At 56.0% G+C, this 19,147-nt stretch carries 19 protein-coding genes; 9 read left to right on the top strand and 10 right to left on the bottom strand.

Annotated elements, in window-relative coordinates; all coding sequences use genetic code 11:
* The first annotated feature begins 2 nt into the window (after positions 1–2).
* The 3 genes from F617_RS0115280 (at position 3) to F617_RS0115265 (ending at position 2,746) form a co-directional block, all read left to right on the top strand.
* On the top strand, positions 3–875 hold the full coding sequence (locus F617_RS0115280; RefSeq protein WP_019565912.1) for a polysaccharide deacetylase: 873 nt from the start codon (positions 3–5) through the stop codon (positions 873–875).
* Positions 876–905: 30 nt separating this feature from the next.
* The gene (speB, locus tag F617_RS0115275) at positions 906–1,964 is read left to right on the top strand and encodes an agmatinase (protein WP_019565911.1); all 1,059 of its coding nucleotides are present in this window, start codon (positions 906–908) and stop codon (positions 1,962–1,964) included.
* A gap of 536 nt (positions 1,965–2,500) precedes the next feature.
* Positions 2,501–2,746, top strand: coding sequence for a hypothetical protein (locus F617_RS0115265; RefSeq protein WP_003516900.1), 246 nt, complete (start codon positions 2,501–2,503; stop codon positions 2,744–2,746).
* A gap of 303 nt (positions 2,747–3,049) precedes the next feature.
* Here the strand turns inward: F617_RS0115265 and F617_RS0115260 are convergent, their stop codons facing one another.
* Positions 3,050–4,987 (bottom strand): PAS domain-containing sensor histidine kinase, encoded by a 1,938-nt coding sequence (locus tag F617_RS0115260; protein ID WP_019565910.1) that lies wholly within the window; start codon positions 4,985–4,987, stop codon positions 3,050–3,052.
* A gap of 24 nt (positions 4,988–5,011) precedes the next feature.
* Entirely contained in the window at positions 5,012–5,767 is a 756-nt protein-coding gene (locus F617_RS0115255; protein WP_051093869.1) for a helix-turn-helix domain-containing protein, read from the bottom strand.
* A gap of 111 nt (positions 5,768–5,878) precedes the next feature.
* Here F617_RS0115255 and F617_RS0115250 point away from each other — a divergent pair, with 111 nt between their 5' ends.
* Entirely contained in the window at positions 5,879–6,619 is a 741-nt protein-coding gene (locus F617_RS0115250; protein ID WP_019565908.1) for a response regulator, read from the top strand.
* Here F617_RS0115250 and F617_RS0115245 read toward each other — a convergent pair.
* Complete coding sequence (locus tag F617_RS0115245; RefSeq protein WP_155846271.1) at positions 6,562–7,005, bottom strand: hypothetical protein; 444 nt, start codon at positions 7,003–7,005, stop codon at positions 6,562–6,564. The two genes, F617_RS0115250 and F617_RS0115245, sit on opposite strands and share 58 nt — an antisense overlap.
* Positions 7,006–7,288: 283 nt before the next feature.
* On the opposite strand from F617_RS0115245, the gene F617_RS0115240 reads away from it, so the two are divergent.
* The 3 genes from F617_RS0115240 (at position 7,289) to F617_RS0115230 (ending at position 12,853) form a co-directional block, all read left to right on the top strand.
* Positions 7,289–8,473, top strand: coding sequence for an acetate/propionate family kinase (locus tag F617_RS0115240; RefSeq protein WP_019565906.1), 1,185 nt, complete (start codon positions 7,289–7,291; stop codon positions 8,471–8,473).
* Positions 8,474–8,520: 47 nt separating this feature from the next.
* Positions 8,521–10,908, top strand: coding sequence for a phosphoketolase (locus tag F617_RS0115235; protein ID WP_019565905.1), 2,388 nt, complete (start codon positions 8,521–8,523; stop codon positions 10,906–10,908).
* Positions 10,909–11,080: 172 nt separating this feature from the next.
* Complete coding sequence (locus F617_RS0115230; protein ID WP_019565904.1) at positions 11,081–12,853, top strand: heavy metal translocating P-type ATPase; 1,773 nt, start codon at positions 11,081–11,083, stop codon at positions 12,851–12,853.
* A 42-nt stretch (positions 12,854–12,895) separates the two neighbouring features.
* On the opposite strand, the gene F617_RS0115225 is transcribed toward F617_RS0115230, so the two are convergent.
* Positions 12,896–13,726, bottom strand: coding sequence for a universal stress protein (locus F617_RS0115225; RefSeq protein ID WP_236742563.1), 831 nt, complete (start codon positions 13,724–13,726; stop codon positions 12,896–12,898).
* A gap of 302 nt (positions 13,727–14,028) precedes the next feature.
* Here F617_RS0115225 and F617_RS0115220 point away from each other — a divergent pair, with 302 nt between their 5' ends.
* Together F617_RS0115220 and F617_RS0115215 are read left to right on the top strand one after the other, a co-directional pair.
* Positions 14,029–14,556: an Hsp20/alpha crystallin family protein gene (locus tag F617_RS0115220; protein ID WP_019565902.1), complete on the top strand. Its 528-nt coding sequence runs from the start codon at positions 14,029–14,031 to the stop codon at positions 14,554–14,556.
* A 396-nt stretch (positions 14,557–14,952) separates the two neighbouring features.
* A complete protein-coding gene (locus F617_RS0115215) occupies positions 14,953–16,569 on the top strand; it encodes an MBL fold metallo-hydrolase (protein ID WP_019565901.1) in 1,617 nt (538 codons plus the stop codon).
* 257 nt (positions 16,570–16,826) lie between these two features.
* On the opposite strand, the gene F617_RS27545 is transcribed toward F617_RS0115215, so the two are convergent.
* The 6 genes from F617_RS27545 to F617_RS0115195 form a co-directional block, all read right to left on the bottom strand.
* Positions 16,827–17,099: a hypothetical protein gene (locus F617_RS27545; protein WP_051093863.1), complete on the bottom strand. Its 273-nt coding sequence runs from the start codon at positions 17,097–17,099 to the stop codon at positions 16,827–16,829.
* Positions 17,084–17,350 carry a hypothetical protein gene (locus tag F617_RS29115; RefSeq protein WP_305879423.1) on the bottom strand — a complete coding sequence of 89 codons (267 nt, stop codon included), beginning with the start codon at positions 17,348–17,350 and terminating at the stop codon, positions 17,084–17,086. Before F617_RS29115 ends, F617_RS27545 begins: the two co-directional genes overlap by 16 nt.
* Positions 17,347–17,544, bottom strand: a complete 198-nt coding sequence (locus tag F617_RS29110; protein WP_305879424.1) for a hypothetical protein — start codon at positions 17,542–17,544, stop codon at positions 17,347–17,349. The genes F617_RS29115 and F617_RS29110 overlap by 4 nt, the downstream gene beginning before the upstream one ends.
* 47 nt (positions 17,545–17,591) lie before the next feature.
* Entirely contained in the window at positions 17,592–17,858 is a 267-nt protein-coding gene (locus F617_RS29105) for a hypothetical protein (protein WP_019565900.1), read from the bottom strand.
* Positions 17,859–17,922: 64 nt separating this feature from the next.
* Positions 17,923–18,066, bottom strand: coding sequence for an alcohol dehydrogenase catalytic domain-containing protein (locus F617_RS29100; protein ID WP_305879422.1), 144 nt, complete (start codon positions 18,064–18,066; stop codon positions 17,923–17,925).
* 200 nt (positions 18,067–18,266) lie between these two features.
* Positions 18,267–19,085: a universal stress protein gene (locus F617_RS0115195; protein ID WP_026330881.1), complete on the bottom strand. Its 819-nt coding sequence runs from the start codon at positions 19,083–19,085 to the stop codon at positions 18,267–18,269.
* Between the last annotated feature and the right edge of the window lie 62 nt (positions 19,086–19,147).

The following is a 19,147-nucleotide window of genomic DNA, read 5'->3' as shown; positions in this document are numbered from 1 at the left end:
CCATGACCTTCGATATGACACCACGTCCCCTCAACCCGGCAGCGAAGGCACAGGAAATGACCTGGCCGAACGGCGCAAGGAGCGCGCTGTTCATCGGTTTTGATGTCGATGCCGAGACCGCCTGGATCGGCAATAATCCATCCAATGTCGATCGCATGGTCACCACCTCGCATGGTGGTTATGATGCCCGCGTCGGCATAGCCCGGATCCTTGGCCTGATGGACGAGCTTGGTCTGAAGGCCACTTTCTTCACACCCGGCTGGACAGCGCTTGCGCATCGGGCAGAATGCGAGGCCATGGTGGCAGCCGGCCACGAGATCGGTCATCACGGATATCTGCACACGCTGCCTGATCGCACCAGGCTCGATGATGCCATGGAGGAAATCGACCGCGGCTTCGAGGCATTGCAGTCGGCGCTCGGGGTTCGTCCTGTCGGCTACCGCGCACCATCTGGCGAAAATTTTCCCGAGCTCCTTGCCTACCTGAAAAAGTCAGGCATCCGCTATTCCAGTTCCTTCCGGGACGACATTTTGCCCTACCGTCACGCGGCAAGCGGTGGCGTTCCAGGCCCGGTCGAAATCCCTGTCAACTATGCGTTCGACGACTGGAATTTCGGCATGACCAGTCGAACCAGTCCGCGCGCGATCTTCGGGCGCGACACGATCCTGCCGCTCTGGATTGACGAGTTCGAGGCAACCCATGCCTGGGGCGGGGTGACCACGCTCGTTCTTCATCCGCAAGTATCCGGCCGACCGATGCGCTGGCACCTGCTGCGCGACTTTCTGAAGCATGTGATTGCCAAAGGCGATGTGTGGATCGCGACCGGCCGCGAAATCACCCACCATTTCGAGGCCCAGGAAGCGGCCCGTCTGTAAATTCCACTGATCAAAAAAGGAAATATGCCCATGGCTTTCGATGAAGATGCACTCATGCGCCTGCGCGCGCGTTATGGCGAAGGCCACGGCGGAACCATTCACGATCCCGAGTTCCGCGCCGTAGCCGACCGTATTTTTTCGGCAAGCGGTACACGCGCCGCGCCCTATAGCGGCATACCAACGTTGCTCGACGCCGCCTATCGGGCGATCGATCCCGTTCAGCCCGATGTTGATGATCTCGACGTCGCCTTGATCGGGGTACCGATGGACCTTGGCGTCACCAATCGGCCGGGTTCGCGCTTTGGGCCACGCGCCTTGCGATCAATCGAACGGGTCGGGCCTTACAATCATGTCCTCAAAACCGCGCCACTGTTCGAGATGAAGGTGGCTGATATCGGTGATGTGCCGTTTCGCAGCCGCTACCGACTTGAGATGAGCCATGAGGATATCGAGGCTTATTTCACAAGGGTCGTACAGGCAGGCGTCATCCCGCTCTCGGTTGGCGGCGACCATTCGATCACTCATCCGATCCTGAAAGCCGTCGGCCGGGACCGTCCCGTTGGCATGATTCACATTGATGCGCATTGCGACACCGGCGGTGCCTATGATCTTACCAAATTCCACCACGGCGGCCCATTCCGCAACGCGGTTCTCGACGGCGTGCTCGATCCCACCCGCGTGGTGCAGATCGGCATTCGCGGTGCGGCGGAGTATCTCTGGGAATTTTCCTACGAGAGCGGCATGACCGTGATCCATGCTGAAGATCTTGGCAGGATGGGCATTGACGCCATCATCGAAAAGGCGCGCGCAGTGGTTGGCGATGGCCCGACCTATTTGTCCTTCGATATCGATAGCCTCGATCCGGCCTTCGCGCCGGGCACTGGGACGCCAGAAATCGGGGGGCTCACCAGCCGGCAGGCGCTCGACATACTTCACGGACTGAAGGGCGTGAATTTCGTCGGTGGCGACGTCGTTGAGGTCGCTCCACAATATGACACAAACACCAATACCGCCCATATCGGCGCCCAAATGCTCTTTGAGATCCTTAGTTTGATCCGCCTCAGCCCGGCGATTGCCTCAGGCAAATGAAACTGCACCTAGGCGGTCTGCCAACCAACGCCTGAGAAAGCTTAAACGCCTTGAACCGTCGACCTGGACATTATCGGAGCCACAACGCGACACGAGGAGCAAGCCGCAGGACAAGATATTCCCGTGTGTATCACTGGGAATAGCTAGGAGCGTACGGTGGCCAGCTCACAGACGCGAAGTTCAAAAATACAGAGCCCGCTCGCGCGAGCGCGGGCTCTCCCGTTTCGACGTAGGTGGCCAGGATGCAGATAGTGACCTCATCAGGCTGCTAGCATGACGCGTGGCGGAAAATAGCTTTAATCGGCCAGACGTGGCGGTGAATAGATCGCATCCTCGTAATTTCGTGAGGGGTGGATGCCAAATACCTGCGCGACATCCTCGATGCAGAAGAGGCGGAACCCAATGGGCGGAGACGGTTTGCGAATGAGAGCCATACCACATGCTCTTCTCTCATGTCAGCCATTGATCCGCATCAATGTATTCCTTTGATCAATTTCACTACTTTAGAAACATCTTGAAAAATGGGATAGCTTTTTATGTCCAGAGCCTTCGACAAGCTCATCAAGAAGCTCGAAAAGCTAGAGGCACAAATGAGTATTGTGTGCGATCTGGAGATCCCTTCAGAAGCTCGACAGAAAATATTAAGTGACCTGCTCGAGCAGCACCGCTTGATTGGAAATGAGCTCATGGAAAATGGCTTTCGAGAAAAGCTGGACGGTAGCGAAGAACTTACTGCACGGATCTTTGGCAACGGCTCAGCCCTATCGAAGGGTGATCAGTGACCCTTACCGAAGCCGCACCGCCGGTGCTCTGCGCATCCCCGCTGGTCGGAATGACGTCTACGGCCGTCAAGGTTGTGCACTCGATTTCGCTGCCATTACTGCCAATGTGCTTCGGCGCCTGGCTCTCGCTTGCGACTGGACCCGTCCGCTTCTGGGCTACCTTGCTGCTGGCCACGGCTGGTACGAGCATATAGGGTGGTTTGCCAATCTTGCCGATTTCTTGCCTTGATCAGACCAATACGCGCCGCACCGTCCAACCTTGGAAACGAATGAAGCGGCTTAACGCTTCGGTCCCCCGCCTTTTCAGAACCGATCCTCATCCTGATCCAGGAGTTCGCGCAGGCTCACTGCCAGTTCGCGGGCAGTGTAGGGTTTTTTAAGCCAGCTTCCCTTCGCGGCCAAATGTCGCCCGGCAATGGCCGGCTCCGCATAACCCGACGTAAACAAGACCTTGATGTCCGGCCGCAAAGCACGGGCAAGTTCCGCAAGCTCGTCGCCCGCCATGCCACCTGGCATCACGATGTCTGAAAAAAGAAGTGCAATATCGGAATGATGCTCAAGCAGCTCGAGCGCCTCAACACCGTTGGCCGCTTCCACAACGCCGTAGCCCAGAGCGGCGAGCCTCATGACCGCGACGCGTCGGACGCGAGCATCGTCCTCCACAACGAGAATCCTCTCTCTGCCCCCGGATCCAATTGTGGCTGGGAAGTCCGTGATATCGTTCTCCGGCGGATTGGCGTTATCCAGAGCTGCTGGAAGAAAGATCCGGACAGTCGTCCCCTGCCCCGCCTCGCTGTAAATCTGAACGTTGCCACCCGACTGTTTGGCGAAGCCATAAACCATGCTCAATCCCAAGCCTGTGCCGGCTCCAACTTCCTTGGTGGTAAAAAAAGGTTCGAATGCCTTCTGTTTAACCTCCGGCGTCATACCCGCTCCCGTATCTGTGACGGATATCTGCACGTAGTTGCCAGGTTTTATACTTGGGTACATCTCTGCATAGTCTATATCAAGTTTGACGCGCGCAACCTCTATTATCAGCATTCCACCCTTTGGCATGGCATCGCGCGCATTGATAGCGAGGTTTAAAAGAGCGCTCTGCAGCTGCGAACTGTCCACCAGAGCCTCGGTCTCTGAACCCGCTATAATCGTTTTGAATTCGATCGCCTCACCAAGTGTTCTTCGCATCAAATCGGAAAACGCGCCTATGAGTTCGGCAATGTCAGACTGTCGCGGGTTGAGCGGCTGCCGACGGCCAAAGGCCAGAAGCTGGCTCGTCAATCTTGCACCGTCTTCAGCAGCACCCTGCGCTTCCCGAAGGAAATGCCGGATAGTCTTGTCGGTGAGCCTGCTTTCAGCCATTTCGAGGTTACCGCTTATGACGGTGAGAAGGTTGTTAAAGTCATGAGCCAGGCCGCCCGTCAGTTGACCGACCGCTTCCATTTTTTGCGCCTGGCGCAATTCCTCCTCGATTTTCTGTCGGCTGGTCAGATCGCGTATGAAGCCCGTAAAAATACGATCGCCGTTGGCGATTGCCTCCCCCACTGAAAGCTCCATGGGAAAACGCGAGCCATCCTTTCTTTGTCCGGTCACTACACGTCCATAGCCGATGACGCGTCTTTCCCCGGTCGACAAATAGCGTGCGATATATCCGTCATGCGCTGCCCGGTCCGGGTCCGGCATCAGCATCCTGACATTGTGGCCGACAACCTCATTTGTATCATAGCCGAAGAGCCGCTCAGCCGCAGCGCTGAAGGACGAAATGATACCTCCTTCGTCGATGACAACCATCGCGTCGGGAACAGTTTCCAAAATGGAAAGAAGGTGCGCCTCGCGCCGGGCCAGTTCGTCCTGCATTCTTTTCAAATCCGTCACATCATTGTTGGTCTGCACAATGACCGGTGGCTGCTCGCCACCAAACTCTACGAATACCCATCTCGTCGCGATCAGGAGCTTGTGACCGTCCTTATGGTAATGAACGACTTCGCCACTCCATGATCCCTGGTGGGAAACGCGTTGCCGCAGTTCAGGCAGCGGCAAAGGGAACTGGGTGGAAAGAAGATCGTGGACGATCTTTCCAATCGCCTCCATTCTATTCCATCCGTAAAGATGCTCGCAGCCTGTGGTCCAGCCCGTGATCTTTCCGTCCATTCCATGAACTACGATGCTGGCACCATCCAGCAGGGTGATAACGGACTGAAGCTGCAGCTTTCCTCCCTCTTCCGGTCGCAAAATTTCAGGCATCGTTATCTCGTTGAGCGACGCTTGCTAGTGGCGGTGCCGTCCACCATGAACGACCAGTTTCTGCCGCACGTCGGAATAATCATCACCGTCACCGGCTAATTGTGCAAGGAGAAGCGGCTTGTCGATCATGATTGTTTGACGCGCGCCAGCATTTTCAATCCGAAGGACGCCCCTGTTGATAAGCTTCGTGAAGGTGCGTGAAACGGTTTCGATCGTAAGCCCGAGATAATCGGCAACATCCTGACGACACATGGGGAGTTCGATCGTTTTTTCCCACTCTCCCCGCCGCGCTTTACGTTCCAGAAACGTCATAAGAAACGTGCACAGTCTTTCTTCAGCACTTTTGCATGACAGCAGCACCATCTGTTGTTGGGCGACAGCCATTTCGTCTGAAACCAGCGCAAACATTTCCAGTCGCAGGATTTGATTGTTGCCGACGGCTTTTTCGAAATGCCTGCAGGTAACCCTGCGCAGCGTTGCAGAGGACACTGCTTCCGCGCTGTAGATGTAACGGTTTCGGATAGATATGCCGAGAATATTGCCGGCAAAGAGAAAACCGGTGATGATACGGCGACCATCTGCTATAATTTTGAATATTCGCAATACGCCGTCCGTGACTTCGAAGACATGTTCGGCTTCGTCCCCTTCAATGAATAGCGACCGTCCGGCCGCCAGATGCTCTACAGGCTGATTGCGAAAAATATCCCGCAGGCAATGCACCTCATCTGCTGGTGTCAAAATCTGACGGGTAAGAGTGCGATATTCGCCTGTACTGTACATGATGACCTCCATCTCTTTGCGATGGAGTTAAACCAAGTAAAATAACTGGTTGATGCCGCAAGGATGACAAACAGTGTTAATCTGTGACAAATTGTAACGCGAGATCAGAGGATGGCACAGAAGAACGGCCATTTGCTTGTTGTCGATGATGATGCGCGGGTGCGCCAACTGCTTACGCGTTTTTTCGACGGAGAAGGATATCACGTCAGCGCAGCGGCTGACGGTGTCCAGATGAGGGCACATCTGAAACACAATGAAATCGATGCTATCCTCCTTGACCTCAATCTCCCGGGTGCTCAGGATGGTCTTGATCTCGCTCGAGAAGTCCGGCTGAATTCGGATGTGCCAATCATCATGCTCTCCGGCCGAGACGACGTGGTGGACCGCATCGTCGGTATTGAGATCGGCGCTGACGACTATATTGCCAAACCGTTCCATCTTCGCGAAGTGCATGCGAGGCTGAAGTCAATCCTGCGGCGCCGTCTGCCGCGCGGTTCGCCGCGCCGCAATGAAATTTTTTACTTCGATGGCTGGACGCTTGATGTGCCCTGCCGAAATCTCCTGTCGCGGGAAGGAACACAAATTGACCTGACGACAGGTGAATTTGACATGCTTGTCACCTTTGCCAAGAATCCTGGGCGTGTTCTGACCCGCGATTTTCTGTTGGAGGAGACGCGAGCACGCCGTCGGGAAGCATTCGACCGGTCCATCGACGCGCAGGTCGCGCGTCTGCGCCGGAAAATAGAAACAAACAGTAAGCATCCAAGCATCATCAAGTCCGTTCGCGGCGTCGGTTACGTCTTTTCCGCGTCGATGGAAGAGGCACCCTCATCGGCAGTACGAAGATCATAAATCAAGCCGTCACCCGAACCTGGTCGTTTGGATGGGTCGCTGACGAGCGACCAGCCTTTAGGTCCTGCAGGCCAGAAATGAATGCGCTGACATTTCAGCTCTCTGGCTTTTTCCTTGACCTCATCAAACAGCAGCCGCGAAACACCTTGTTCGTCAAACAGGCTGAAGGAAGCAAAGACCGGAACCTCCATTTGTGGGGATTGCCGGCGATCGGTGACAAATACAAAGCAGACGCCGCGTATCACTCCCGCCCTGTCGGTTACAGTGAGCCAATTGCGCCGTTTCTGATCAGTGTCGGTTTCAGCCTGCCATTCCTGAAACGAAACCGACGAGAAGAGATGCTGGATAACGGCATAAGCGCGAGCGACGTTGGAAAGGGTGAGCAAACCGACCTCGTAGTCTCCTGACATTTCTGATCTCCCAAGTAATCGTTCCGATCTTCCGGTACCGGGGATTTTTCACATTGATGGTGATCAACAGCCTTCGACGCATGCATGCATTTACTGGAACAACCACTTGGCGAAACCACCGTGGATTGCGCTATGTCAAGGCAAAGTGTGTGCGATCACCGATAGATTGGAATGGCTGAAGGATAACCGAGGAAGGCGCCTCGCCATTTTGACAATGCAATGGCTGGCAGAGCTGGCGATATGCCCACGGAGAGTCCGCATGAATGACCCCCTCCTTCTTACCTTCAATACCGGCTCCTCAACAGTGAAGATCGGTATTTTCAAACTGGAGCAGCAAACACCGAAACGTATCGGCAAGGCAGTGGTTGATATTTCCGATAGACCATTGACGCTCGATCTGGCGAAAGGACCGGCGCGTCTTAATCTACCCTTGAAAACCGGCGCTGATGACGATCTTGCCGCGCTGATGAAGGAGGTGTTTTGCACGCTGGCAGCCCACTTCGATCTCGACAATGTGGTGGCCGCCGGTCACCGTATCGTGCACGGCGGCAACCTTTTCGACGGTCCGGCCCGGATCAACGATCAAACCATGGAACGGATGCGATCACTCGTGGACATGGCGCCGCTGCATCAGCCGCAGGCGTTGCGACTGGTTCGGGCAGTGACGCACCTGCAACCGAAACTCTTGCAGACGGCCTCCTTCGACACGACTTTTCATTCAACGCAGACCGACCTTGTACGACGCTTCGCCATTCCCCGCGCCTTTCACGACCAGGGCATAAAGCGCTACGGCTTTCACGGGCTTTCCTTCCGTTACGTGGCGCGAGCTCTGACCGAAAGGGCGCCCGAGATCGCCGACGGAAAGGTAATAATCGCCCATCTCGGGAGCGGCGCAAGTCTTTGCGCCATCGAGCGCGGCAAAAGCTGTGATACGAGTATGGGCTTTTCCACCCTCGACGGCATTCCCATGGCGAAGCGTCCCGGTGCAATCGATCCAGGGGTGCTGCTTCATTTAATTGGGCCGCTGGGGAAAACGCGAGCAGAACTCGAAGATATACTTTACCACAGGTCCGGTCTTCTCGGCGTTTCGGGCCTTAGCGGCGACACCCGTGAGCTTCTCAAGGACAATAGTAGGCAAGCTCGCGAAGCGATCGAGCTTTTCATACTCAGGGTCGCCGGCGAGATCGGTCGTCTGACTTCAACACTTGGCGGGCTGAACGGGCTGGTCTTCACCGCCGGCATTGGCGAGAACCAGCCGGATATCCGCGCCGGGATCGCAAGCCGGCTGCTCTGGCTGGGCGCCGAGCTTGACGAGCACGCCAATCGGCGCAACGCGCTGGCGATCAGCACTCAGGCAAGCCGCATTGCCATCCATGTCATCCCCACAGACGAAGAGCAGATGATTGCCGAGGAGTGCCTCTCCATTTTCTCACCGGGCGGATGACGTCCTCCGCACGTCGCAAACTGAACTGAATTTCAAGGAGCAGTACCATGCAGCCCGAAAATGTTTCGATGACAACTTGCGAGATCACCTCTCAGGAACTCGCGCTTGTGGATCGCTACTGGCGCGCCGCCAATTACCTCTCAATCGGCCAGATATACCTGCTCGACAATCCGCTTCTGCGCGAGCCGCTGCGGGCAGAGCACATCAAGCCGCGCCTGCTCGGCCACTGGGGCACGACGCCTGGTCTAAATTTCATTTACACCCATCTCAACCGTGTCATCCGCAACCGCGATCTCGATATGATCTATGTCTGCGGTCCCGGTCATGGGGGCCCTGGCATGGTGGCAAGCACCTATCTCGAAGGAAGCTACAGCGAAATCTACCCGCAGATTTCCGAGGACGCTGCGGGCATGAGGAAACTTTTCAGGCAGTTCTCGTTTCCAGGCGGCATACCAAGCCATGCCGCTCCGGAAACACCCGGCTCCATTCACGAGGGCGGCGAGCTCGGTTATGCTCTGGTGCATGCCTATGGCGCGGCCTTTGACAATCCGGAGCTGATCGTCACCTGTGTTGTGGGTGATGGAGAGGCCGAGACCGGAGCGCTCGCGGCAAGCTGGCATTCCAGCAAATTCCTGAACCCCTCGCGCGACGGGGCGGTGCTGCCCATTCTGCATCTTAACGGCTACAAGATCGCCAGTCCAACCCTGCTCGCCCGCATGAGCGATACGGAACTCGACCATCTCTTCCGGGGTTACGGCTATGAGCCATTCTTTGTCGAAGGACATGAACCGGAAAAGATGCACCGGCAAATGGCGGCCGCTCTCGATCAGGCCATCGACCGCATCCGCGCCATTCAGGCTGATGCCCGTGGCGGGGGACTGGATGGCCTGCCGCGCTGGCCGATGATCTTATTGCGCAGTCCCAAGGGCTGGACAGGACCCAAGGAAGTAGACGGCAAGAAGGTCGAAGACTTCTGGCGTGCCCATCAGGTGCCGGTCGCCAATTGCCGCGAGAATGAAGGCCACCGCAGGATCCTCGAAGATTGGATGCGCAGTTACCATCCCGATGATCTTTTCGACGCGAACGGCCGGCTGAAAGAGGAGCTGCGCGCCCTTTCTCCGGTGGGCACACGGCGCATGGGTGCCAATCCGCATGCAAATGGTGGCATTTTGCGCAAGGAGCTTCGCGTACCGGATATCCGCGATTATGCGGTCCCGGTGGAAAAACGTGGCGCGCTTATGATCCAGACGACAGAAATCCTCGGCAGATATCTGCGCGATATTCTCAAGCTTAACCGTACTGACGCCAACTTCCGCATCTTCGGACCGGATGAAACGGAATCGAACCGCCTCGGAGCGGTCTTCGACGCCACAAGCCGGGTCTGGATGCAGGAAATCAAGCCTTACGATGTCCACCTGTCACGCGACGGACGGGTGATGGAGGTGCTTTCCGAACATCTGTGCCACGGCTGGCTGGAAGGTTATCTCCTCACCGGCCGGCATGGCTTCTTTTCCTGTTACGAAGCCTTTATCCACATTGTCGATTCAATGTTCAACCAGCATGCCAAGTGGCTGAAGGTCGCTCGTGAACTGCCTTGGCGCAAGCCGGTCTCCTCTCTAAACTATCTGCTCACCTCGCATGTCTGGCGGCAGGACCACAATGGCTTTTCCCATCAGGACCCTGGCTTCATCGACCTCGTCGCCAACAAGAAAGCCGATATCGTCCGCATCTATTTGCCGCCGGACGCCAACACCCTGCTCTGGGTCGGCGACCATTGTCTGAGGACATGGAACCGCATCAACGTCATCGTAGCCGGCAAGCAACCGGAACCACAATGGCTGACCATCGATGAGGCGGTGAAGCATTGCGAGGCCGGTATCGGCATATGGGACTGGGCTGGTAATGAGGATGGTGTCATAGCACCCGACGTCGTGATGGCCTGCGCCGGCGACGTGCCGACGATGGAAACGCTGGCCGCCGTGACCCTGCTACGGCAGGCGATACCCGAACTGAAGATCCGCGTCGTCAATGTCGTTGACCTGATGACGCTTCAATCGCAGGAACAACACCCGCACGGGCTGTCGGATGAGGAATTTGACCGCCTTTTCACCACAGATCGGCCGGTCATCTTCGCCTATCACGGCTATCCATATCTGATCCATCGGCTCACGTACAAGCGTACCAACCACCAAAATATCCATGTCCGCGGTTTCATCGAAGAGGGGACAACCACGACGCCCTTCGATATGACGGTTCTGAACGAACTCGACCGGTTCCACCTCGCCCTTTCGGCAATCGATCGTGTGCCAGGCCTCAGGAATAAGGCTGCAGGCGTTGTGGGAATGCTCGAGGCAAAACTTGCGGAACATACACGTTACGTCCGGGAATATGGCGAAGACATGCCAGAAATCCGCAACTGGACCTGGCAAGGCTGAGGTTGCGGGCAAGACAACGCCGCCCGCGCGACAGTCGGTATCATAGACAATTCCGTGACATCCATCGTGGAGGGCCATAATGCGCAATCACTCCCTTGCCGATATATTGAAGCGACTACGTCCAGCGCTAGTCGTCACCTCGCTCGGGGGACTTGCAACTGCCCTCATCGGGATGCTTGGTGGTTTCAATGTTGTCTACGATACCGCGCTGATAGCTACGACCATTCTTGTGATCCTTGCGCTTACGGGACAGATTTTCGTCAGCCTTCGGCGAAAGGAATTCGGACTCGATACGATCGCGCTGTTATCAATGAGCTCGGCATTGATTTTCGGCGAACATCTGGCTGCCGCCGTCGTCGCCCTGATGTATTCCGGCGGTCAATATCTGGAAAGCATCGCCGAAGGTCGCGCGCGGCGGGAGATGACTGCGCTTCTCCAGCGGGCACCCCGATTGGCAACGCGGCGCCGGGGCGAAAATCTGGAAGAAATCACCATCGAGGCGGTCGAAACTGGCGATCGGCTTGTTGTGCGAAGGGGCGACATTGTGCCTGCTGACGGTGCGCTTGCAGAAGACGCCGTTCTGGACGAGGCGGCACTCACCGGCGAAGCCTTACCCGTCAACAGAAAACGCGGACAGCCTGTCATGAGCGGGTCTGCCAATGCTGGCAACCTCTTCGAAATGATTGTCACCAAACCGGCAAGCGAAAGCACCTACGCCGGAATCATCCGGCTGGTCGAGGCTGCTCACAACAGCAAGGCACATATGTCGCGTCTGGCTGACCGCTACGCCCTTGCCTTTCTCCTGACGACGCTTTCGATAGCGGGTCTTGCATGGCTACTGACTGGTGATCCGGTTCGTGCGGTCGCCGTGCTGGTCGTGGCGACCCCATGCCCTCTCATCCTGGCCGTACCTATTGCCTGGACGGCAGGCATGTCGCGCTCAGCGAGTGTTGGGCTAATCGTAAAAGGGGCCGATATTCTTGAAAAGCTTGGGCAAGTGCGAACACTCATTCTTGACAAGACTGGAACTCTGACCGACGGTCGGCCGCATCTTGCAGTCATTAATGCATTAGCGGATGAAAACGATCTGCTCCGGCTGACTGCCTCTCTCGATCAGGGCTCCAACCATGCGGCGGCGCGCGCGGTGGTTGCGGTCGCCCTTGACCGCGGCCTTGCATTGACGCCGCCCACGCACGTGTCGGAAAAACCGGGCGAAGGGATTTCAGGTACGATTGGATGCACGCAGGTTTCCATAGGAGGGCTGAACTATATTGCTTCGAAGGTAGCCGATGTGCCAACTCTCGGTCAGGCCGAAGTGATGACCGCCGCGATTGCTGTCGATGGAAAATTTGCCGGCACACTGCTTTTTAGCGACGCGCTACGCGAGGGCGCTGGAGAAGCCCTGGTCGATCTTAAGCGGCTCGGGGTGAACCGAATGATTCTTGCGACCGGCGATCGTGCCGATGTGGCGCGTAGCGTAGCCAAGGATTTACCCCTCGATGAAATCCGGGCCGAACTTACGCCATTGCAAAAGATCGAACTGGTGCAAAAGGAAGTCCGCCAAGCGCCTACCATGATGGTTGGCGACGGGGTAAACGATGCGCCGGCACTCGCTGCGGCGGATATCGGACTGGCCATGGGCGTGCATGGATCGGCAGCAGCAGTTGAAGCAGCGGATGCGGTTCTGCTTGCCGAACGGCTGGAACGCATCGGCGACGGCGTACGAATCGCAAGAGACTGCCGGCGGATTGCGATGCAGAGCGTCGTGGCCGGAATCGGGCTATCCGTAGCCGCCATGACCGCTGCATCGTTCGGGTATCTCAGACCAGTCGAGGGCGCAATTGTCCAGGAAGTGATTGACGTCGCGGTCGTCCTTAATGCGTTGCGCGCCCTTCGAATAAGAAGATGGTTAATCCGAGCAAAGGCGCCCATAGTCGCGGTATAGTATTACACGCAAGCGTAATTCTCTCCGGCAGATCCGATAGCGCTATCGGGCGAAAAAGACCGGCAACTGGCATTCGTCCAATATCGATGCCGTGACGCCCCCGAAAATCCGCTCCCGCAGTCGCGAATGGCCATAGGCCCCCATGACGATAATGTCGCTACCGATCTCCCGTGCGCGCTGCTGGATAACGGCTTCGGTACTTCTTTCAGCACTCGCCAGTTGTTCGACGATGGTCTTAACGTTGTGGCGAGAAAGAAAGGTAGCGATATCTGCACCCGGTTCTCCGCCATTGAAGAGATAGGACCCATCCGGGTCAACCAGAACGATATGAACCGCATCCGCACGCACCAGCATAGGCAAAGCCTCCTTGGCCGCGCGTGCTGCCTCGGGCCGGGAATTCCAGGCCAGCAGCACTCTTTTGGGCTTCAGGCTTGTTCTGCCTTGAGTTGCCATAAACATCAGCGGGCTGCGAGCATCGAATATCGTTGCAGCCATTACCGTTTTACGAAGGTCGATATCTTTACGTATACCATTACCGGCGACGACGATATCGGCACACATGGCCCGCATGCAGAGATTGTTTTCAATGATAAAACGGTCTTCATAAAGTTGATCTACGTCGTAGGTGACGCCATTTATGTTGCAAAGGTTCTCCGCCTCCTTCCTGATTTTCATCAGTTCATCAATTTCGTTTTGCCGCTCCTCTAGCCAGACCGTCGTAACGGGATAGTCGGCGGTAACGGGCGAGAGCGCCGCGCCGAGGACGAGAATGGAGAGATGGCTGTCTAGTTCGCGAGCAAGGTCGATCGCCTGACTGATATCTGCCGCGGCATCATGTGCACCGATGACAGCAAGTATGGTTTTCACGGACATGGACATGGCTCCTTCATATTGATGATCAATTCGATGAGTAGAGTGTGCATAAAGGATTGCAGACCCGCGATGATCTTCGTCAATCACGAGTGAGAAATTCCAAATCCCCTATCGATCTTCACAACGTGCCTACCGTAACGATCTAGAGCCTGGAGAGGGTGAATAGTTCCGTTGATCCCTGTCAATGCGGATCTGATTGCAGTGCGGTTCAATCGAGACGCTCAATGAAGCGCCGCAAAATGTTGAAACGACGTCACGTCGCCGTTTCAACCGTCACTTTCTTCAACTTGAGGAGAAATATCATGGCTGTGGCCCAAACCAAACTTCCGGCGAAGACCGACGAAGCGCCGGTGAAACCGGCGGGAACTTTCTGGCCCCCACTCGAAACGCTTCGCTCCGAGATCGATCGCCTTTTCGACGGTTTCGTACCCACATCAAGGCATGCGCCCGACCGCTCCTTATTCGGCGGGGTTTTTCCAAGCCTGAAAGGATGGAGCGCCTCGCCGGCGGTCGACCTCGTCGAAAAAGATGAGGCCTACGAGGTCATTGCCGAATGCCCCGGCCTCGATGCAAAGAACATTGAGGTCAAGCTTTCAAACGGACTGTTGACGATCCGTGGTGAAAAGCAGGAAGACAAAGAAGACAAACAAAAAGAATATCATCTTTCAGAACGTCGCTACGGCTCCTTCCAGCGAAGCTTTTCCGTGCCGGTAAACGTCGATGTCGACAAGGTGGCGGCGACGTTTGAAAACGGCCTTCTCAAGATCAATCTGCCGAAAAGTGCAGAAGTAAAGAAGAACGAAAAGACGATCGAGATCAAGGCTGCCTGATTTCGACAAGGACAGCAAGATGACTTAAGGCGCGTACCGAGCGCGCCATTTTTCCAGTTCCGATTGTCCGTCACGACAAGAGGCTTTTCTCAATCTAGCTAATCGGGATTGAGGATATCTTTGTCGTGCGCGGCAGAGACGAGCTTTCTAAGCGTCTCCCGGCATCGCGCGCCGCCAAGGAACCGTTGGCTTCGATGCGGCGAGCAATTGCTACGTCGACCCGCTGCAGGAGGCATTGTCGATCCGACCAAGGTCGTGGAGGTCGCACTGGAAAGTGGGGTATAGGTCACCAGTATCCTTTTGCTGACCAATGCACAATGACGGAAACTCCCGAAGCGCTGGCGCCACAACTGCCCGCCCCGGTCGTTTAGGCGCGAGTGTTTGTGAGGTGGTCACATGTCATACAATCCCCGAATTACCTTCCATGGCGCAGCTGGCACGGTAACAGGCTCCTGCTTTCTTCTTGAAAGCGGCGACGAACGTGTGCTGATCGATTGCGGGCTGTTTCAGGGATCCAAAACGGAAAAAGAACTCAACTACCGACCCTTCCCATTCGCGCCTGTGGAATTAACGGCCGTCATTCTCACCCACGCCCACATAGACCATACAGGGCTCGTGCCGAAGCTCGTGAAGGAAGGGTACGGTGGTCCAATCTATAGTACCGCTGCGACACTTGATCTGTGTGCGGTTATGCTGCTGGATTCAGGCCATATCCAGGAAATGGAAGTCGATCAGCTCAATCGGCGGAACGAACGCCGTGGTCGAAAACCGGTTGAGCCGATCTATACAGCAACGGACGCGGCCGCTGCCCTCATCCAGATGCGTGCACACCCAATGGAACAGTGGATGGTGCTTTCGCCAGGATGTCGGTTCCGTTTCTGGAAGGCCGGACATCTTCTCGGCTCCGCCTCTGTTGAAATCGAAGTCGGAGACGGGCAGGATCGTCAGCGCATCCTATTCTCCGGCGATATAGGGCCGCAGCACAAACTTTTCCATACCGCTCCAGAGGGTCCGTCAGGGCTGGACTATCTGGTGTGCGAGAGCACTTATGGCGATGTTGACAGACATGATCCCTCCATAGCGCAAAGGCGGATAATGCTGCGCGACGAAGTTTGCCTTGCCGCGCGTCATCACAATGGCGCACTTCTCATTCCTTCGTTTGCCGTCGAACGCACGCAGGAGCTCCTGGCAGATCTTGTCAGCCTGCTGGACAGGGGCGCTATCGCCAAATGCCCGATAATTATAGATTCACCACTGGCAACGCGCGCTACCGAAGTGTTTATTCGTCATGCCCGTGAGCTTGAAAATGGCGATCTTCTCGTGCGTGCGCTCAGCTCCCGGCAAATTCGCTTCACGGAAACCGCAGAGCAATCCAAATCCATAGACAACTTGAAAGGTTTCCACATCGTGATTGCTGCAAGCGGCATGTGCGAGGCAGGCCGCATTCGCCATCGTCTGAAGAACTGGTTGTGGCGTGAGGAAGCGACGGTTCTGCTGGTCGGCTATCAGGCGTCAGGCACGTTGGGCCGGATTTTGGAGGAAAAGGCATCCAGGGTCCGTATCCAGGGTGAGGAGATCGTCGTGCGAGCGAGCATCCGCAAACTCGACGTCTATAGCGGTCACGCTGACGGGCCGGAGCTGGCGGCTTGGGTGGCTGCCCGGTTGCCTGTGAAACAGGGCGTTTTCCTCGTCCACGGCGAGCGCCCTGCCATTGCCGGTCTCAATACGCGTCTCGCGACAATGGACCCGTCGCTCAAAATCATCGAACCCGAGTTGGACACAACCTACCACCTCACATCCGATGGCACCCTTGCCACCTACACGCGGCAAGGATTGCCGCGGATTAAACCGGTACGGGTTGGATGCCGGGACTGGCGCAACGAGTTTCAATCTCTGATTCTGGACCTGCAGGACCAGCTGGAAAAGGCAGCCGACGAAAAACGAAGGGGCGTCATCCTCCGCAAGATAAGACGCACTCTTGATGAAGCTGGCCCGCAGAGTGCATCGGACTAAAAGGAAATCGTCCAGCGCGATCTCTTCTGGTTTCTTACTTAATTCCAGAGGCACGCCACTCACCATTTTACCGGAAATGCGCCACAAAAAGGAGCTTCCCGATAGGTGCGTTACGTGAGATTCGTTTCGATCAAAACCAGCGTTGCATCTCCTTCAAAAGGTTTGGCCACAAACCCTGCTCCTGCTCAAGCCGAACCGCATCATGATGCTCGCGACGTTCGATTGACTGCAATGTGCGGACGCCTTTTGCTCTGGCCTCATCGGCAACATACCGAAGCAACTCCGATGCAACGCCCCCTGTTCTTGTATTGCGCATTCACTGCAATGGCGACCTCCGCTTTCAACCCCGACGCATCACAGGCCATCATCGCCGACGCAATGAGGATATTTGTATCGCCAGCGAAAACCAGATAATTCTCTGTCGAACGATGGTCGAAGCGGGTCATCGCGACAAGACGTTCGTGACTTACTTTACCGATGCCGCCGAAAAAGCGGAAGCGGAAATCCTGCGGTGTTACAAGGGAGAACAATTCCCGCAGACGCTCCTCATCATTATGTGGCACAGAGCGATATGAAGGGACAGACCCGTCCGGGTGACCAGATCAACACCGTCCTCGACCAGGCCTTCTGCGCTGGACTGGCCAGATCTGCGTACATTTTCCTCTTCCGTTTGCATCTCGATAATGACCTTGAGCGCGTGGGTGCTGGCCGCACGGCTGAACGTGTCATAGGCACCAGGAATGTCGTCAAGCCTGAAATGATGAGTAATCAATTTCTTCACGTCGACCTTGCCGGACGCCAAGGTCCACAGCAGCATTGGGGTGGCAACGGTAACGACCAGCCGCGTGGTGCGGTGATCTCCTGGCAAAACTCGAATGTGGCGGGCACGCCAACGGCCTCGATCACAGGATCGACGCCCTTGCCGTCGGTCAGGTCAAGAATACGTGCTGCTGCGTCGGGATCAACGGCACTGATGGTCCGGGTCGCACCGACTTGTCTGGCCGTCTCAAGCCGGTGATCGTCTAGATCAACATAACAATCTCGGCAGGTGTATAGAATGGTGCCGTCAAGAGCGCTGCCAATCCGATCGGCACAACGCCGACGATCGCCATCGTATTGTCGGGTTGAACCTTGCCGTTGAGGACGCCGCATTTAAATTCCGTTGGAAGGATGTCACTTAACGTGACAAGGGCGTCTTCATCTGCACCTGGTGAGTTGGGATAAAGACCGCTCTCGGCATGCGGAATACGGACGTATTCTGCGTGCGTGCCATCGATCGTATTGCCCAATATCCAGCCGCCGGTGGCACAATGCGAATACGTTCCCCGTCGGCAACAGTTCACACTGGCCACACTACGAATTGCAGGAAATAAGCACCCGGTCGCACTTTTTGAATTGCGATACAGCAGAGCCCACATCCACGATGATACCGACACCCTCATGCCCAGGGATGTGGCCCAGTGCACACTTTGGAACGTCACCTTTGAGGATATGCAAGGTCAGTGCCGCAAATCGTCGTTCTAGTCATTCTCACCAGCGCATCGGTTGCGGTGCGAAGGGCGGGAATCGGCCTTTCGATGAGCGCCTTCTGACCTGGTCCTTGAAAAACGAGCGCTTTCATCTTCTTTTCCTCTTGATAAGAAGCTGCGCTGGTCGTCTGTCGGCGCCCGAATGCGCCAATTCCCTTTTTTTAGGTATTATCGCGCCAGAAAGAGCGGCCGCCTGGTGTTTTCGATCATAGTGCGCGTGACGCCGCCGAAAATACGTTCGCGCAGCCGGGAGTGGCCGTATGCGCCCATGACGATGAGACTTGACTGCAAGCGCTCCGCATAGGTTTCGATCGTCTCGGCTATCGTCCGGCCTTCGCTCTTTATGCTTTCAATCGAAGCACTAATCTGCTGATGAGATAGATACGATCGCAATCCTGGCGCCAGCTCCCGATCGTCGTCAGGATCGACGACAATGATCTCGACAGACCGCGCCCTTTTCAAAAAGGGAACGCTCGCCCGAACGGCCGCAGCTGTTTCCGGCGCATCAGACCAGGCAATCAGAACGGAGTTCTTGTCCCAAGAAAGGCTGCGCAAGGGATCGACCAAAATCGGTACACCGGCGTGAAAAAGAGCTCCGTCAAGGATGGCATCACGCACGCCAGGATCGTTTAGAATATCCGGGCCGATCGCAACAGCGTCGGCGAATTGCGCTCGATACCCGACAACATTGTCCAGATTGAATATTTCGGTATAGGCTTCCTCAATATCAAACGAAGAAATCTTGCCTTTCAGATAATTTTCGAGAGCAAATACTTGCCGTGCCAGCCTGTCTTGGTCGGCCTGCCGCTCGTCTAACCACGCTGCTGACACGCTCTCCATATGGGCACCGACGGGGGGTGGTGAAGCAATGCCGATCAACAGCACGGAAAGATGGCTTTCCATCGCATCGGCCAAATTGAAATCCATGTTTGACTCGGGCGAGGCAGGCTCACCTGTCGTGATCTGCAATAGCGTAGCGAAGCTCATTTTGTTCCTCCTGAACTTTCACTTCAGGATGAAGCAGTTGCGGTGAGATAGCCTTGATCCTC

It is taken from the genome of Agrobacterium sp. 10MFCol1.1 (assembly GCF_000381165.1).
GTDB classification, from domain to species: domain Bacteria; phylum Pseudomonadota; class Alphaproteobacteria; order Rhizobiales; family Rhizobiaceae; genus Agrobacterium; species Agrobacterium tumefaciens.
This window is presented reverse-complemented; position numbering and strand designations above follow the sequence as displayed.

What these genes read in the sequence shown, in the direction of transcription:
- F617_RS0115240 (WP_019565906.1), top strand. Translation starts at nt 7,289, where the DNA reads ATGAATGACCCCCTCCTTCTTACCTTCAATACCGGCTCCTCAACAGTG.
- F617_RS0115235 (WP_019565905.1), top strand. Translation starts at nt 8,521, where the DNA reads ATGCAGCCCGAAAATGTTTCGATGACAACTTGCGAGATCACCTCTCAG.
- F617_RS0115225 (WP_236742563.1), bottom strand. Translation starts at nt 13,726, where the DNA reads ATGTCCGTGAAAACCATACTTGCTGTCATCGGTGCACATGATGCCGCG.
- F617_RS0115220 (WP_019565902.1), top strand. Translation starts at nt 14,029, where the DNA reads ATGGCTGTGGCCCAAACCAAACTTCCGGCGAAGACCGACGAAGCGCCG.
- F617_RS0115265 (WP_003516900.1), top strand. Translation starts at nt 2,501, where the DNA reads ATGTCCAGAGCCTTCGACAAGCTCATCAAGAAGCTCGAAAAGCTAGAG.
- F617_RS0115260 (WP_019565910.1), bottom strand. Translation starts at nt 4,987, where the DNA reads ATGCCTGAAATTTTGCGACCGGAAGAGGGAGGAAAGCTGCAGCTTCAG.
- F617_RS0115215 (WP_019565901.1), top strand. Translation starts at nt 14,953, where the DNA reads ATGTCATACAATCCCCGAATTACCTTCCATGGCGCAGCTGGCACGGTA.
- F617_RS0115255 (WP_051093869.1), bottom strand. Translation starts at nt 5,767, where the DNA reads ATGTACAGTACAGGCGAATATCGCACTCTTACCCGTCAGATTTTGACA.
- F617_RS0115195 (WP_026330881.1), bottom strand. Translation starts at nt 19,085, where the DNA reads ATGAGCTTCGCTACGCTATTGCAGATCACGACAGGTGAGCCTGCCTCG.
- speB (WP_019565911.1), top strand. Translation starts at nt 906, where the DNA reads ATGGCTTTCGATGAAGATGCACTCATGCGCCTGCGCGCGCGTTATGGC.
- F617_RS0115280 (WP_019565912.1), top strand. Translation starts at nt 3, where the DNA reads ATGACCTTCGATATGACACCACGTCCCCTCAACCCGGCAGCGAAGGCA.
- F617_RS0115250 (WP_019565908.1), top strand. Translation starts at nt 5,879, where the DNA reads ATGGCACAGAAGAACGGCCATTTGCTTGTTGTCGATGATGATGCGCGG.
- F617_RS0115230 (WP_019565904.1), top strand. Translation starts at nt 11,081, where the DNA reads ATGCTTGGTGGTTTCAATGTTGTCTACGATACCGCGCTGATAGCTACG.